This window comes from Streptomyces sp. a15 (genome assembly GCF_059026085.1).
The window spans coordinates 191348-206470 of the sequence record NZ_JBWLKM010000001.1 but is presented as its reverse complement, the minus strand read 5'-3'; the positions used below and the strand labels follow the sequence as shown (position 1 = coordinate 206470).

General features: G+C 72.1%; 13 protein-coding genes. 10 read left to right on the top strand and 3 right to left on the bottom strand.

Annotation, left to right across the window (positions count from 1 at the left end; translation table 11 throughout):
- Positions 1-38 precede the first annotated feature (38 nt).
- From AC5P09_RS00945 to AC5P09_RS00920, 6 genes are all read left to right on the top strand, one after another.
- Positions 39-1265, top strand: a complete 1227-nt coding sequence (locus tag AC5P09_RS00945) for a DUF4190 domain-containing protein (protein WP_493871948.1) — start codon at positions 39-41, stop codon at positions 1263-1265.
- 147 nt (positions 1266-1412) lie between these two features.
- Positions 1413-2165, top strand: a complete 753-nt coding sequence (locus tag AC5P09_RS00940; protein WP_329337453.1) for a GntR family transcriptional regulator — start codon at positions 1413-1415, stop codon at positions 2163-2165.
- Positions 2166-2548: 383 nt separating this feature from the next.
- Positions 2549-2740, top strand: a complete 192-nt coding sequence (locus AC5P09_RS00935; protein WP_053749454.1) for an SPOR domain-containing protein — start codon at positions 2549-2551, stop codon at positions 2738-2740.
- 54 nt (positions 2741-2794) lie between these two features.
- Positions 2795-3205, top strand: a complete 411-nt coding sequence (locus AC5P09_RS00930; RefSeq protein WP_493871947.1) for a (deoxy)nucleoside triphosphate pyrophosphohydrolase — start codon at positions 2795-2797, stop codon at positions 3203-3205.
- Between the two features lie 168 nt (positions 3206-3373).
- Entirely contained in the window at positions 3374-3835 is a 462-nt protein-coding gene (locus tag AC5P09_RS00925; RefSeq protein ID WP_493871946.1) for an ATP-binding protein, read from the top strand.
- Positions 3836-4087: 252 nt separating this feature from the next.
- Positions 4088-6712 carry a SpoIIE family protein phosphatase gene (locus tag AC5P09_RS00920; RefSeq protein WP_493871945.1) on the top strand — a complete coding sequence of 875 codons (2625 nt, stop codon included), beginning with the start codon at positions 4088-4090 and terminating at the stop codon, positions 6710-6712.
- A 22-nt stretch (positions 6713-6734) separates the two neighbouring features.
- Here AC5P09_RS00920 and AC5P09_RS00915 read toward each other — a convergent pair whose 3' ends face one another.
- On the bottom strand, positions 6735-8687 hold the full coding sequence (locus AC5P09_RS00915) for a hypothetical protein (protein WP_493871944.1): 1953 nt from the start codon (positions 8685-8687) through the stop codon (positions 6735-6737).
- A 107-nt stretch (positions 8688-8794) separates the two neighbouring features.
- On the opposite strand from AC5P09_RS00915, the gene AC5P09_RS00910 reads away from it, so the two are divergent.
- From AC5P09_RS00910 to AC5P09_RS00895, 4 genes are all read left to right on the top strand, one after another.
- Positions 8795-9886: a glycoside hydrolase family 18 protein gene (locus AC5P09_RS00910; protein ID WP_493871943.1), complete on the top strand. Its 1092-nt coding sequence runs from the start codon at positions 8795-8797 to the stop codon at positions 9884-9886.
- Positions 9887-9987: 101 nt separating this feature from the next.
- Positions 9988-10992, top strand: a complete 1005-nt coding sequence (locus AC5P09_RS00905) for a phosphotransferase family protein (protein WP_493871942.1) — start codon at positions 9988-9990, stop codon at positions 10990-10992.
- 91 nt (positions 10993-11083) lie between these two features.
- Positions 11084-12049: a class I SAM-dependent methyltransferase gene (locus AC5P09_RS00900; RefSeq protein WP_493871941.1), complete on the top strand. Its 966-nt coding sequence runs from the start codon at positions 11084-11086 to the stop codon at positions 12047-12049.
- A 56-nt stretch (positions 12050-12105) separates the two neighbouring features.
- Positions 12106-12429 carry a hypothetical protein gene (locus tag AC5P09_RS00895; protein ID WP_493871940.1) on the top strand — a complete coding sequence of 108 codons (324 nt, stop codon included), beginning with the start codon at positions 12106-12108 and terminating at the stop codon, positions 12427-12429.
- Here the strand turns inward: AC5P09_RS00895 and AC5P09_RS00890 are convergent.
- Entirely contained in the window at positions 12410-13180 is a 771-nt protein-coding gene (locus AC5P09_RS00890) for a succinate dehydrogenase/fumarate reductase iron-sulfur subunit (RefSeq protein ID WP_307677121.1), read from the bottom strand. The two genes, AC5P09_RS00895 and AC5P09_RS00890, sit on opposite strands and share 20 nt — an antisense overlap.
- Complete coding sequence (locus AC5P09_RS00885; protein WP_493871939.1) at positions 13177-15111, bottom strand: fumarate reductase/succinate dehydrogenase flavoprotein subunit; 1935 nt, start codon at positions 15109-15111, stop codon at positions 13177-13179. Before AC5P09_RS00885 ends, AC5P09_RS00890 begins: the two co-directional genes overlap by 4 nt.
- Between the last annotated feature and the right edge of the window lie 12 nt (positions 15112-15123).

Sequence of the window (15123 nt, the reverse complement as noted above, 5' to 3'; positions counted from 1 at the left end):
TCCCGGCCCCGCCGCCCGAACCAGGAAGCACGGTACTCGTGTCCATACCCCCGCCCTCTGGGCCCTACCAGCCTCAGGAACCCCAAGGGCCGTACCCGCAGGGCCAGTACCCGCAGGGCCAGTACCCGCCGCCTCCGCCGTCCGCACAGGGACCGTACGGCGCTCCCTACGGTCCGTACCCCCAGGCGCCCTACCAGGGCTGGGGCCAGGGCTACAGCCCGTACAACCAGCCGGCGCCCGTCAACGGGCTCGCCATCGCCGCCCTCGTCCTCGGGGTCCTGTGCTGTCTGCCGGCCGTGGGGCTGGTCCTCGGTCTGATCGCGCTGCGGCAGATCAAGAAGCGGGGCGAGCGCGGGAAGGCCATGGCCGTCGTCGGGTCCGTGCTGTCGTCCCTCGGGCTGGCCCTGTGGGTGCTGGCGCTCGCCACGAACGGGGTGTCGCAGATGTGGGACGGGTTCAAGGACGCGGCGAACAGCAGCTCGCCGGCCAAGGGCGAGTGCTTCGACTCGCCGACCGGCCTGGAGGGCTCGACGTACGACCTCGACGAGGTGTCCTGCGCGGGCGCGCACGACGGCGAGGTGTTCGCGGTCGTCGTGCTGCCGAGCGGTGACTTCCCCGGCGACGCGTCGGTCACCGCCACCGCCGAGGACAAGTGCTACGCGCTCCGGTCCGCCTACGCCATGGACGCCTGGGCCGTCCCGGACGACGTGGACGTCTACTACGTCGTGCCGTCCGCGGAGAGCTGGGATCTGGGCGACCGCGAGATCACCTGCGCGTTCGGCAACACGGACAGTGACGTGGCCATGGAGGGCGGCTCGCTGCGCAACGACGAGACGACGCTCGACGCGGACCAACTCGCCTACCTGAAGGCGGTCAACGGCGCACAGGCCGCCATGGAGTCGGTGCCCGAGGTCCTGCCTGAGGACGATCTGAAGGCCAACAAGGAGTGGGCCGCGCAGGTGGCGGCCGCGCTCGACGACGAGGCCCGGCTGCTGCGCGGCCACACGTGGCCGGCCGATGCCCAGAAGCCCGTCGAGGCCGTCGCCAAGGAGGCGGAGGCCCTGGTGCTGCCGTGGGCGAAGGCGGCCGTGGCCACCGACGTGGACGCCTTCTACCTGCACTACGGCGAGGCCCTGGAACTGGAGGACTCCGACCTGTCGGTCACCGCACGCGAGGCTCTGGGGCTGGCCACCACCCCACCGGCCCAGGACGAGGGCGGCACCGGCGGGGACACCGGGGGATCGGGCGACGACCTGGAGGTGTGACGGCCGCCATAGCGGGGAGAAAGTGCCTGCGTAAAGCCCCGCCCCCACACATGTCATCACATCGAGTGATTCTCTGGCCTTTGCTTGCATGGCCCAACCTACGGTTGCCACGCTGTTGCTGTCTGTACAACCTGATGGGAGCGGCCAGTGACATTCGGTGAGCAGCCGGCGTACCTGCGTGTCGCGGGTGATCTCCGCAAGAAGATCGTCAATGGTTCGCTGCCACCGCACACCCGCCTCCCGTCCCAGGCCAGGATCCGCGAGGAGTACGGCGTCTCGGACACGGTCGCGCTCGAGGCCCGCAAGGTGCTGATGGCCGAGGGGCTGGTCGAGGGCCGCTCCGGCTCGGGCACGTATGTGCGCGAGCGGCCCGTGCCCCGGCCCATCGCCCGCTCCGGCTACCGCCCGGCAGGCGGGGCCACACCCTTCCGGCAGGAGCAGGCCGACGGCGAGGTGCGCGGCACCTGGGAGTCGAGCAGCGAACAGGCCGAGGCGAGCGGTGCCGTCGCCGAGCGGCTCGACATCCGGCCCGGCGACCGCGTGATGTGCACGAAGTACGTCTTCCGGGAGGCCGGCGAGGCGATGATGCTCTCCACCTCCTGGGAGCCCCTCGCCGTCACCGGCCGTACGCCCGTGATGCTGCCCGAGGAGGGCCCGCTCGGCGGCATGGGCGTCGTCGAGCGGATGGCCGCCATCGACGTGGTCGTGGACAACGTCACCGAGGAGGTCGGCGCCCGCCCCGGCCTCGCCGAGGAACTCCACGCGCTCGGCGGTGTCCCCGGTCATGTGGTCCTCGTCGTCCAGCGCACGTACTACGCCTCGGGCCGCCCGGTGGAGACGGCCGACGTGGTGATCCCGGCGGACCGCTACCGGGTCGCGTACCACCTTCCGGTGAAGTAGCGCGCCTCCCGGCCGACTTGGGTGTGCCCCGTGTGAAGTGGCGCACGCCCTCCTGGCAGTTGCCCCCGGCGATCGCCCAACCGACGCCTGTTCGTACGGCGTTCGAATTCGGCCGTTTTTGCAGGTCGGCGCAGATGTGCGGGGCATGTCGCTGACCGGATGCATCGATGCGTACAGGGGGCGCGTTCGATAGTGTGCGCCCCCCGGTGCGCCGGTCTGTCTTGGCTGGTTGCGTACCTCTTTGTGAAAAGGCGTGTTCGCTGCGTAAAGGTAGGGCGTAGGCTCGGGCATATGCGGATTGCGGTTTCCTTAGCGGGTGGGGCTCGGCGCAGGCTGTGGGTGGGAAGCGGGCGGGCCGGGGCGGGAAGGAGCAGTGGGGCGCGATGAACGACGGCACGATCACTCTTCCCTGGCTCGTCATACGGCAGGACGACAACGGCAATCGCTACCGAGTGGGCAGGTACGCGACCCGCGCCGAGGCCCAGAAGATCGCCGACAGTCTCGATTCCCGCGGCCACAAGCAGCTCTACTGGGTGGAGCGGATCGGGCAGAACGGCAGCAGCTCGGCCGACTGAGCCCTCCGACTCTTCTGGCCCTTCTGGCCCCCGCGCTCCCGTAGGCTCCGGCGCATGACGGAACGGATCGTGGTGGTGGGGGCCGCCCTGCTCGACGGCGGCCGCCTCCTCGCCGCGCGTCGCAGTGCGCCCCCCGAACTCGCCGGGCGCTGGGAACTGCCCGGCGGCAAGGTCGAGGCGGGCGAGACGCCCGAGGCGGCGCTCGTGCGGGAGTTGCGCGAGGAACTCGGCGTCGAGACCGAGCCCGTCGAGCGCATCCCGGGCGAGTGGCCCCTGAAGCCGCCGTACGTCCTCCAGGTGTGGACGGCCCGCATCCATTCCGGTTCCGGCGACCCCAAGCCCCTCCAGGACCATGACGAGCTCCGCTGGCTCGCCCCGGGCGAGATCTGGGACGTGCACTGGCTGGATCAGGACGTGCCGGCGGTCCGTGAGGCGGCGACGCGGCTGGAGGCCGGGCCGCGCTGATCGCCGTACGGCTGGCAAGTCCAGGGGTGTACGGGTTCCCGCAGGTCGTCCGTCACGGGGGCGCACCGTCTCACGCGCGTCGTCCATCACCGGCGTGCGCTGATCGCCCGTACGCCGTTCGTGCCACAGTGCGCCGTCGGGGGCGGTACTGCCCGCCCGATATCGGGTATGTGCCCATTAACCCCACGAAAGCGGACATGGGTGAGCTGGCCGGCTCGGGATGTGATCGGCGTGATCGACACCGAACGCGACTGCGTCGAGTGGACGTTTCCCGCGGACCCGGGTGCCGTCCGCAGCGCCCGTGCCGTCGTCCGGGGGCAGTTGCGCGACTGGGGTCTCGACAGCCTCGCCGACCTCGCGGCGCTGCTCGTCAGCGAGCTGGTGACCAACTCCCTGCGACACGCCACCGGCCCCATCGGAGTACGGCTGGTGCGCCCCGCGGACCTGGGTGGCGTCCTGCTCGTCGAGGTCTCCGACCCCCTCCCCGACCCGCCCCGCGAGCGCGTCGCCCGGCCCGAGGACGAGAGCGGCCGGGGCCTGCAACTCGTCGCCCACTCCTCACGCCGCTGGGGCAGCCGCCCCGGCGAGGCGGGCAAGACGGTGTGGTTCGAACTCGCCGTTCCGGGATGATCCGACGGTGTACGACCGCTCGCGCTCTGTCGAGCAACTGGTTCAGGCCAGTGGCGGTTGTCGACAGGCGGGATTCGAGGACGTGTCCGCTGGTTAGAAGACTGTAGGTGTTGTCACGGTCCGGACCGAAAACCATCGGGACCGTGCTGTGATCGTGAACACCGTGTTGTGCGGCGCCGTAGTGCTGGATACTGCGGGCAGCCGCCCCCGGTGACCGGTGCCGGACGCGGTGAGCTGGAGGGGACGGTTCGCGTGAGCGAGATACCAGCGAAGGCCACGGAGTCGGAAGACCCGTCGGACGGCGCGAGGACGGAGGCGGCGGGTGGTGCCGAGGCCGTGATCCGTCCGGAAGACGTGCCGCCCGGGGACGCCATGTGGCAGAGCAGTCCGCCCGGCTCGATCTACGACTACATCAAGGTCGCGTCCTTCTCCATCGGCCCCGACGGGCTGGTCGACCAGTGGAGCCTGCGGGCCGAGCAGCTCTTCGGTATCGCCGTCGAGCGGGCCGTCGGCATGGACCCCATCGAGGCGTTCATCGACCCCGACCTCCAGGAGCGGGGCCAGCGGAAGATGGCCGAGATCCTCGACGGGCGGGAGTGGACCGGAGTGGTCCCCTTCCGGATGCCGGACACGGCATCCGGGGAGCACGGCCTGCAGGGTCTCGCCGAGGTGTACGTCATGCCGACGCGGACCGAGGACGGCGAGAAGGCCGCCGTCTGCATCGTCGTCGATGTCCGCACCCTGCGCAGCATCGAGACCGACCTCGCCGCCTCGCAGGCGATTTTCGGTCAATCTCCGTTCGGCTTCCTGCTGATCGACCCCGATCTGCGGGTGCGCCGCGCCAACCAGCAGTTCGCCAACACCTTCGGCGGCACCCCCGACGACCACCGCGGCAAGGGTGTGTACGACTATCTGCAGCGCCCCGAGGCCGAGCGGGTCGCCGCGACCCTGCGCCGGGTGCTGGACACCGGCAACTCCATCACGGACATGCACGTCACGGGCTTGGTACCGGGCTCCGACGAGCGCCGCCACTGGTCCGTCAACCTCTATCGCGTGCACAGCGGCTCCGGCCGCCCCATCGGCATCGCGTGGCTCGGACTCGACATCACCGCCCGCCGCGCCGCCGCCCGCGAGGCCGCCGCCGCCCGGCGCAATCTCGCCCTTCTGAACGAGGCCGGCGCCCGCATCGGCAACTCCCTCGACCTGGAGACCACGGCGCGCGAACTCCTCGACGTCGTCGTCCCCGGCTTCTGCGACCTGGCCACGGTCGACCTCTACCAGGGCCTGCTGGCCGGCGACGAGACGCCGCCCGGTCTCGCCGACGGCAGCGCGGAACTGCGTCGCGTCGCCTTCGCCAGCGCCGTCTCCGACGCGCCCTTCGCGGGCTCGGGCGATCCGGTCGCGGTCGGCGCGGTCCACCACTACCCCTTCAACTCGCTGTGCGCGGACGCCCTGCGCACCGCACGGCCGCAGCGCATCCCGGCCGAGGAAGGCGGCCTCGTCCAGTCCACGCTCGCCGTGCCGATGGTCGCCCACGACACGGTCGTAGGACTCGTGCAGTTCGCCCGCACGAAGGGCAGCGAGCCGTTCGGCGACCGGGACCGGGACCTGGCGGTGGAGCTGGCGGCCCGCGCCGCCGTCTGCATCGACAACGCCCGCCTCTACCGGCGCGAGCACGAGCGGGCGTTGATGCTGCAACGGTCCCTGCTGCCCCCCGGCGACCCGGTCGCCTCCGGCCTGGACATCGCCTGCCGCTACCTGCCCGGCAACTCCTCCTCCGACCGGCCCAGCGAGGTCGGCGGTGACTGGTTCGACGTGATCGAACTGCCCGGGCACCGCACGGCGTTGGTGGTCGGGGACGTGATGGGCCGGGGCCTGCGGGCCGCGGTCGCGATGGGCGAACTCCGTTCGGCCGTACGCACACTGGCCCTGCTGGACCTCGAACCGGCCGAAGTCCTCTCCGCGTTGGACGAGATCGCGCGCGGACTCGGGGCACCGGGAGGCGTCCAGCAGGCCACCCGCGCCGCCCGTCGCCCCCGCGAGGCGGACCTCTCCGAGGTGTACCTGGCGACCTGCGTGTACGCGGTGTACGACTCGGTGACCCGCAGGTGCACCTTCGCGAACGCGGGCCACCTGCCCCCGGTCCTGGTCGAACCCGGCGAGGCGGCGCTGATGTTGGACGTGCCGCCGGGCATGCCGCTCGGCGTGGGGGGCGAACCCTTCGAGGAGGTCGAGGTCGAACTCCCCGAGGGCGCTCTGCTGGCGCTCTACACGGATGGACTGGTCGAATCGCGCGACCACCCGCTGGACGAGGGCCTCCAGGCCTTCGTCGGAGCCCTCACGGACCCCTCGGCTCCCCTGGAGGACGTCTGCGACCACGTCCTCAACACCCTCGACACCCACCACGGCGAGGACGACATCGCCCTGCTCATGGCCCGCGTCCAGGGCCTGCCCGCCGACTCGGTCGGCGACTGGACGCTGCCGCGCGAGCCGCGCAGCGTGGGCAAGGCCCGCGAGTACGCCCGCGGCCAGCTGCTCAGCTGGGACCTGGAACCCCTGGTCGACACGACGGAACTGCTGGTCAGCGAGCTGGTGACGAACGCCCTGCGGTACGGCGAGGGCGAGATCAGGTTGCGGCTGCTCCTCGACCGCACGCTGGTCTGCGAGGTCTGGGACTCCGGCCTGGTCCAGCCGCGCCGCCGCCGCGCCCGCGACACGGACGAGGGCGGACGCGGACTGCAGCTGGTCGGCCTCCTCAGCGCGGCCTGGGGCTCCCGCCGGACGCCGCGCGGCAAGACGGTGTGGTTCGAACTGCCGCTGCCGGACGGGGAGAACGGGCTGGCGGACCCGGCGGAGGCGTTGCTGAGCCTGTTCTGAGAGGGCTGCGTGTCTGAGCGGGCTACGCGGAGGTGAGTCCTCGTCCGGCCCGGGTGTGCGGTCCGCCGAAGCTCGGCGGCGGGCCGCCGTCCGCGTCGTCGCCCAGGAGGATCCCGCCGAGCACGGCCCCGGCGACCCCCCTCTCGTGCTCGGCCGCACCGGCGACCGGGTTGCCGTGCACGCGCACGTCCTGCTCGGCGAGCTCACGGGCCTGCCGGGCCAGGGTGTGGGCGCGCACCAGGTCGGTGAGGGACGCGGCGTCGAGCAGTTCCCGTGCCGCCGCGAGCAGGGTGCGGGCGTCGGCGCCCACCGAGCCCCGGTGCGTGGTGACGAAGGTGTCCGCGACGGCGGTGGCGCTGCCCGCGGCGAGCCGGGCGGCCGCCGGGAGCACCCCGGCCCGCCCGGTGGCGACCGGCGCCAGGACGCGCACGATCCGGCGCAGGACGTCCAGCGGGTCGTACGGCCGCCCGCCGGTCAGCTCCTGCCGTACGGAGGTCAGCACGGTGTCGGCGTGCAGAACCCGGGACCGCAGCTCGCCCACGGGGACGCCCAGCAGGGCGGCGTCCGGGAGCCGAGGCCGCCGTGTCGCTCTCCCGTCGTCCTCCGCCGTCCCGCCCCCGCCCGTCCTCGTACCCGCCCCGGTGTCCGGCATCGCGCTCGGCCCGGCGTCCGGCATCGCGCCCGCCCCCGCGTCCTCCGCCGTCCCGCCCCCGCCCGTCCTCGTACCCGCCCCGGTGTCCGGCATCGCGCTCGGCCCGGCGTCCGGCATCGCGCCCGCCCCCGCGTCCTCCGCCGTCCCGCCCCCGCCCGTCCTCGTACCCGCCCCAGTGTCCGGCACAGCGCCCGGCCCGGGGCCGGCCTCGGCGTCCGGCACCGCGCCCGCCATGGCGCCCGCGCCCGCGTCCGCCGGCTGCTCCCACTCCCCGGTGGCCGGCAGCACGCCCCGTACCCCCGAGAGCTCCGCCTCCGCTCCGGTCAGGGCGCTCGCCACCATCCCGGCGGCGGCGCTCAGCTCCGCGGCGAGTCGGTCGATGCCGTCGACGAAGACGGCGGCCTGAGCGACGGCTCCCTCGGCGGCGCGCAGCTGCCGGACCGCTCCCTCGGCCTCGCCCGAGTCGGCGGCCTGGCGGGACCGGTTGAGGTGGGTCGTGGCGAACACCAGGCGGTCCGTGGCCTGTTCGGCGTAGCCGGTGACCGGGGCGGTGGCGGAGGGCGCGTACCGCTCGGCGAGGTCCGCGAGGGTCGTCCCGGTCGTCGCCGCGCGGCCGGCGAGTTCCCGGAAGCGGGTCTCCGCGACGGTGAGCGCCTCGTCGATCTCCCCTTCCAGGGCGCGGAGTCGGTCAAAGGCCGCCGCCTCCTCGTCCAGGCGCCGGCCCGCCTCCTGGCACCGGCCCACGATCCCGGCGAGCGCGTGGCGCCGGGACGGTTCGTCCGGCGGGACGCCGGCGTCGTACTGCCGCCGTATGCGGAAGGCGGCCGACAGTTCGGACTCCGCGTCCCGTACGGCCCGGGTGAAGCGGGCGACGGCCGCCGGGCCGGAACGGGCCTCGGCGAATCCCAGTTCCTCGCGGCTGGTTCGGATCCAGTTGTCGGCCTCGGTGAGGAGGGTGCGGGACTCGTCGTCGAGTTCCGTGAGGGGCGGGGCGGGGGGTGTGGTGCGGGTGCCGCCGGGGGTGGTGCGGGTTCTGGCCCGTCGGGTGCGTCGTAGGTAGGCGTATCCGGCCAGTGCGCCCACCGCACCCACCACGACGAGCGGCAGGACCAGGTCCGCTCCCGAGGTCTCCTCGTCCTCCGGCGCGGCGGCGGCCACCGGGGCATCGGTGCTGATCGCAACCGGAACGTCCGTGCTGATCGTCATCCCTGGCAACACCAGCCACACGAGCCCGGCCGCACTGCCCAGTACGGCATGGGCCACCCGCACGGATATGTGAGAGCGGGTGCGCCGCGGCAGGCCCCGGATCAACGATGACGTCACATTTGGGAGCGTATGAGGAGGAATGCGGGCGCGCGACCGGGGTGGCGGGTGGCCGTGGGCCGATGGGGGAGGGGAACGCCGTGACGGAACGTTCTGGGGGGACGGGGATGGAAGCGGAGCACAAGCCCGAGGAGGGTGAGACACCCGCGGTCGCCGATGGTGAGCAGGCGCCACCGGAACCGAAGAGACGGCGGGCCTGGGTCCGCTGGGTCCGGCGTACCGCCCTCGGTCTCGTACTGGTCGTCGTCCTGCCGTTGCTCGCCGGGGAGATCGCCCTCCGTGTGAACTACACCGGCGATCCGGCGGACGGCACGTACACCCGCAACAAGGACGCGATCTGGCTCGGCCACGCCTGGGTCGACGGCCGGAAGAAGGACGCCGACGTCACGGCGCTCGCCCGCCGTCTGGAGAGCACCGGAATGCGTGATCTCTACGTCCATTCCGGGCCGCTGGAGCACGACGGCACACTGCCCGAGTCGGCCTACCCGAGGGCGCGTCGGTTCATCGACGCGATGCACCGCGCCGCACCCGGCGTCCGCGTGCAGGCCTGGCTCGGTGACGTGCTCGCCAGCGAGGGCCCGAACGGCATGCGGCTGGAGCTGCCAAAGACCCGGGCCGCCGTCGTCGGGTCCGCCCGGCAGATCCTCGCCGTCGGCTTCGACGGCGTGCACTTCGACCTGGAGCCGCTGCACTCGGGCGACCGGAACTACCTGACCCTCCTCGACTCGCTGCGGCCGGTCACCCGCGCGCAGGGCGCGCAGCTGTCGATCGCCGCGCACCAGATCGACCCGGTGCCGGCGTTCCACTCCTTCTGGAACGCGCTCACCGGGCACCCGAAGTGGTGGTCGCAGGAGTTCTTCGGACAGGTCGCGCGCCGAGTCGACCAGATCGCCGTGATGTCGTACGACACGATCCAGCCGTTGGAGAGCACATACGGTGGCTATGTCGCCCAGCAGACCGCGCTGGCCCTGGAGGTCACTCCGCACTCCACCGACCTGCTCATGGGGCTGCCCTTCTACCACGAGAACCGGTTCGGCCACTGGAATCACGCCGAGACCGCCGCCGCCGCGGTCCGGGGAGTCCGGCTCGGCCTGTCCCGCACGGACGCGGACCGCGCGGGCTTCGGCGTCGCCGCGTACGTGGACTTCGCGGCCACGGAGGAGGACTGGACGGCGTACCGGGAGGGCTGGGTGCGCTGAGGACCCGGCGGTCAGAACCCGGCGGTGAGGATCCGGCGGTGAGGACCCGGCCGCCCTGAAATCCGGCTGCGGCCGGGTCCGGCCGGTGCGAGCATCCGACGATGACCACCACCCGCAGGCCCCTCACCCGCGACGACCTCACCCCCCTCGCCCGGGCGGCGACCGGCCCCCACCGCACCCTCGCCGCCGTCGCCCGGCTGCGCGGCGGCTCCAAGAAGGGCGTCTACCGGCTGACCTTCGACGACGACTCGACGGCCGTCGCCTACGTCTGGTCGGCGGACGAGGACTACTGGGACGCCGGGCCCTCCGACCCGCGCGACCCCTTCTCCCACGGGACCGGCTTCGGCCTGTTCACCGCGGCGCACGACCGGCTCGCCGCCGCCGGCGTGCGCACGCCCCGGCTGCTGTACGCCGACGCCACGCACACGCACCTCCCGGCGGACGCGGCGGTCGTCGAGGACCTGCGGGGCGGGAGCCTGGACGAGGCGCTGGAGCGGGACCCGGCCGCGGGGCGCGCCTCCCTCCAGAGGCTGGCCGCACAGCTCACCGAGCTGCACGCGCACGAGGCGCCGGCCTTCGGCAAGGTCGCCCTCGTCGACAGCGGCGGGGAGTCGTCCGCGAGCTCCTGCGAGCAGCGCGTCACCGAGGGCGCCCTGCGGGACATCGCCGAAGTCGCTTCGAGAGACGCCCGGATCACCGCCGTACAGGAAGAACTGGCGGACACGGTACGAGAGCTGGCCTCCGCGGTCCGCCCCCGCTCCCGGTACTCCCTCATCCACGGCGAACTCGGCCCGGACCACGTCCTGTTGGACACGGACGGCAACCCCGCCCTGATCGACATCGAGGGCCTCATGTACTTCGACGCGGAGTGGGAGCACGTCTTCCTCCGGATCCGCTTCCGCCGTCACTACGACACTCTCCGCGCCCCCGGCCTGGACGAGGACCGCCTCCGCCTCTACCGCCTGGCCATGCACCTGTCCCTGGTGGCCGGACCCCTGCGACTCCTCGACGGCGACTTCCCGCACCCGGAGCCGATGCGGGGCATCGCCGAGCACAATCTGCTCCGGGCCCTGGAGCTGACCGGAGGCCGGGGCGGGACGAGGTGAACATCCGGTGACCGAGACGTCATGTGCGCTTTGCCCGCAGGGGCTCTTCCGTTGGTTGTGAGCGGACTGTGAGCGGCCCTACCGTCCACGGATGCGAGCGCTACTCACCAGCAAGGCTGCCCGGCGTGCCCTGCGGCCGATCGTCGAACTCATCGACCAGCGCATCGAGCGCCAGGTCCGCCGTGCCGTCACGAACACCGTCGGGAAACCCGCCGGGAACACCCTGGCGAGCACCACCGGAACCCCCGCGCCGGACGCTTGGCAGGAGGAACTGAAGAAGCTGCGCAGCCGCCAGCGCCCCCTGGAACTGTTCTTCGACGGGACCGGGCGCGGAGCGTCCCGGCTGCCGTCCGCGCCCCACCTCAACCGCACGATCGCGGAGCTGGCGCAGGTCACCGGGGACAAGGAGGGCGCCGAGCGCAATGTCGCCCAGGCGTTCCGGCTGCTCATCGCGATGGAGGCGCTGGGGGTCGGGCGGATCGCCGGCGGCACCATGAACATCGTCGGCAAGCTGTCCGCCGTACCGCTGCTGGACCCGCCGAACGACGAGGTGCTGGAGATCGGCACCCTGTACGGGATGTTCGGCGCGGCGCTGATCCGGATGATGGAGCGGGCGGGACGTGACCCGAAGCTGACGATCGTCGACCCGCTCGCGGGGTCGCAGTTGCAGCCCGGCACCACCATGGGGGACGACTCCTCGGGCACCCCCGTGCAGGGGGCCGCGGTGCGGATCAACCTGGCCCTGGCGGGCGCGGCCGGGACCGCGGCCCGGATCCAGCAGGGCTTCTCCGAGGACCCCGAGGTGCGCGCCCTGGTCTCCGACCGTTCCTACGGCGTGGTCATCGTCGACGGCGACCACTCCGCCACCGGTGTGGCGGCGGACCTGGAGTGGGCCGAGCAGATCGTCGCGCCCGGCGGCATCGTCGTGCTGGACGACTTCGGGCACCCCAAGTGGCCCGGCATCAAGGAGGCCTTCGAGAAGCACATGGCCACGGACACCCGGTTGGGATTCCTCGGCCAGGTGGCGCACTCGGGCTATCTGCGGGCAGAAGCCTGAGGCGGTTGTTCGTCCGGGACGGCGCGGCACGCGACCCTGGTGCGGCCACGGACCCCATGATCGTCATGCACATGTACCTGGTGGTCGCGGGCGCGCTGGCCGTGGCGCTGATGGCGGGGTTCGGCATCGCGGGCATCACGACCGGCTGGGTGCTGCCGCTGGGCCGGCACCGGATCCTGCGGCCGAAGCTGTGGGGGTACGGCCAGTTGCTCGGCGCGGTCGGCGCATCCCTGTGGATGTTCCTCGGCGTGTTCCCCGCCAGGTTCGACGCGCTCCCGCTCATCGGCTGGTTCTTGTTCATGGGGAGCATCGGCATTCAGATGCTGGCCCAGCGCCCCGGCCGTACCCCCGTACTGCCCCCTACGAACTCCGCCTCCTGATCTTCGACCCCAGCCACACCAGCGGGTCGTACTTGCGGTCGACGGCCCGTTCCTTCAAGGGGATCAGCGCGTTGTCCGTGATCTTGATGCCCTCGGGGCAGACCTCCGTGCAGCACTTGGTGATGTTGCAGTAGCCGAGGCCGTGCTCGTCCTGGGCCGTCTGCTTGCGGTCGAGCCCGGCCTCCGCCGCCGCGTCCAGCGGGTGCATGTCCAGTTCCGCGACCCGCATCAGGAAGCGCGGGCCCGCGAAGGCCGTCTTGTTCTCCTCGTGGTCGCGGACCACATGGCACGTGTCCTGGCACAGGAAGCACTCGATGCACTTGCGGAACTCCTGCGACCGGTCCACGTCCTCCTGCATCATCCGGTACTCGCCGGCGGCGAGCTTCTCCGGCGGCACGAAGGCCGGGACCTCGCGCGCCTTCGTGTAGTTGAAGCCGACGTCCGTGACGAGATCCCGTACGACCGGGAAGGCGCGCAGCGGAGTGACGGTGATCGTCTCCTCGGGCGTGAACACGGACATCCGGGTCATGCACAGCAGCCGGGGACGCCCGTTGATCTCCGCCGAGCACGAACCGCACTTGCCCGCCTTGCAGTTCCAGCGCACGGCGAGGTCGGGGGCCTGGGTCGCCTGGATGCGGTGGATGATGTCGAGGACGACCTCGCCCTCGTTCACCTCGACCTTGAAGTCCTCGAGCCCGCCGCCCTGCACGTCACCCCGCCACACCTTGAACTGGGCCGTGTAGCCGCTCATTCGTACAGCTCCTCTTCGGCGAGGTACTTGACCAGCTCCTCCTTGTCGAAGAGGGCGAGCAGGTCGGGGCGGATGGGGTCGGTGGACTCACGGGTGAGGTCGATCTGGCCGCGCACCGGGTCGGTGGCCGCCAGGCCCTCGGTGGGATCGGTGAGCCGGCACAGGAGGTTGACGGGGCGCCACTTGCGGTCCATCGCCGGATGGTCCTCGCGGGTGTGGCCGCCGCGCGACTCCGTGCGCTCCAGCGCGGCCCGCGCCACGCACTCGCTGACCAGGAGCATGTTCCTGAGGTCCAGGGCGAGATGCCAGCCCGGGTTGAACTGGCGGTGGCCCTCGACACCGGCCCGGCGGGCCCGTACGCGCAGCTCGGCCAGCTTCTCCAGGGCCTGCCGCATCTCCGCCTCGCGGCGGATGATGCCGACGAGGTCGTTCATGGTCTGCTGGAGCTCCTGGTGGAGCGTGTACGGGTTCTCCGGCGGCCCCCCGGCGGGCTCCAGGCCCTCCGCGGAGAACGGCCGCAATGCTTCCGCCGCCGCCGTGTCGACCTGGGTGTCGTCCACGGGCGGGCGGTCCGGCCCGAGCCCGGTCGCGTAGTCCGCCGCGTGCCGGCCCGCTCGTCGGCCGAACACCAGCAGGTCGGACAGGGAGTTGCCGCCGAGGCGGTTGGAGCCGTGCATGCCGCCCGCGACCTCACCGGCCGCGAACAGGCCCGGCACCCCGCGCGCGGCCGCCGTGTCCGACTCGACGGCGATGCCGCCCATCACGTAGTGACAGGTGGGCCCGACCTCCATCGGCTCCGCCGTGATGTCGACGTCGGCGAGCTCCTTGAACTGGTGGTACATGGACGGCAGCCGGCGCCGGATGACCTCGGCGGGCATCCGCGTCGACACGTCGAGGAACACGCCTCCGTGCGGGGAGCCGCGGCCCGCCTTCACCTCGGAGTTGATCGCGCGGGCCACCTCGTCACGGGGGAGCAGTTCCGGCGGGCGCCGGTTGTGGTCCGGGTCCTCGTACCAGCGGTCGCCCTCGTCCTCCGACTGCGCGTACTTCTCCTTGAAGACGTCCGGGATGTAGTCGAACATGAACCGCTTGCCCTCGGAGTTCCTGAGCACCCCACCGTCCCCGCGCACCGACTCGGTGACGAGGATGCCCTTCACCGACGGCGGCCAGACCATGCCCGTCGGGTGGAACTGCACGAACTCCATGTTCAGCAGGGGCGCGCCCGCGAGCAGCGCCAGCGCGTGGCCGTCGCCCGTGTACTCCCACGAGTTCGACGTCACCTTGAAGGACTTGCCGATGCCGCCGGTCGCGATCACCACGGCGGGCGCTTCGAGGACGAAGAAACGGCCGGTCTCCCGGTCGTAGGCGAAGGCGCCTGACACCCGCGAGCCGTCCTTGAGGATTCGGGTGACCGTGCACTCCTGGTACACCTTCAGGCGCGACTCGTAGTCGCCGGTCTCCCGGTGGTCCTCCTGCTGGAGCGCGACGATCTTCTGCTGGAGCGTGCGGATCAGCTCGAGACCCGTACGGTCGCCGACATGCGCCAGGCGCGGGTACTCGTGACCGCCGAAGTTGCGCTGCGAGATCCGGCCGTCCTTCGTACGGTCGAAGAGGGCGCCCCAGGTCTCCAGCTCCCACACCCGCTGCGGGGCCTCCTGCGCGTGCAGTTCGGCCATCCGCCACTGGTTGAGGAACTTCCCGCCGCGCATGGTGTCGCGGAAGTGGACCTGCCAGTTGTCGCCGGAGTTGACGTTCCCCATCGCCGCCGCGATGCCGCCCTCGGCCATCACCGTGTGCGCCTTGCCGAACAGCGACTTGCAGATCACGGCCGTACGGGCACCGCGCTCGCGTGCCTCGATGGCGGCGCGCAGCCCGGCTCCGCCGGCGCCGACCACGACGACGTCCCATTCCTGCCGGTCGACCACGGACATCAGAAGGCCCCA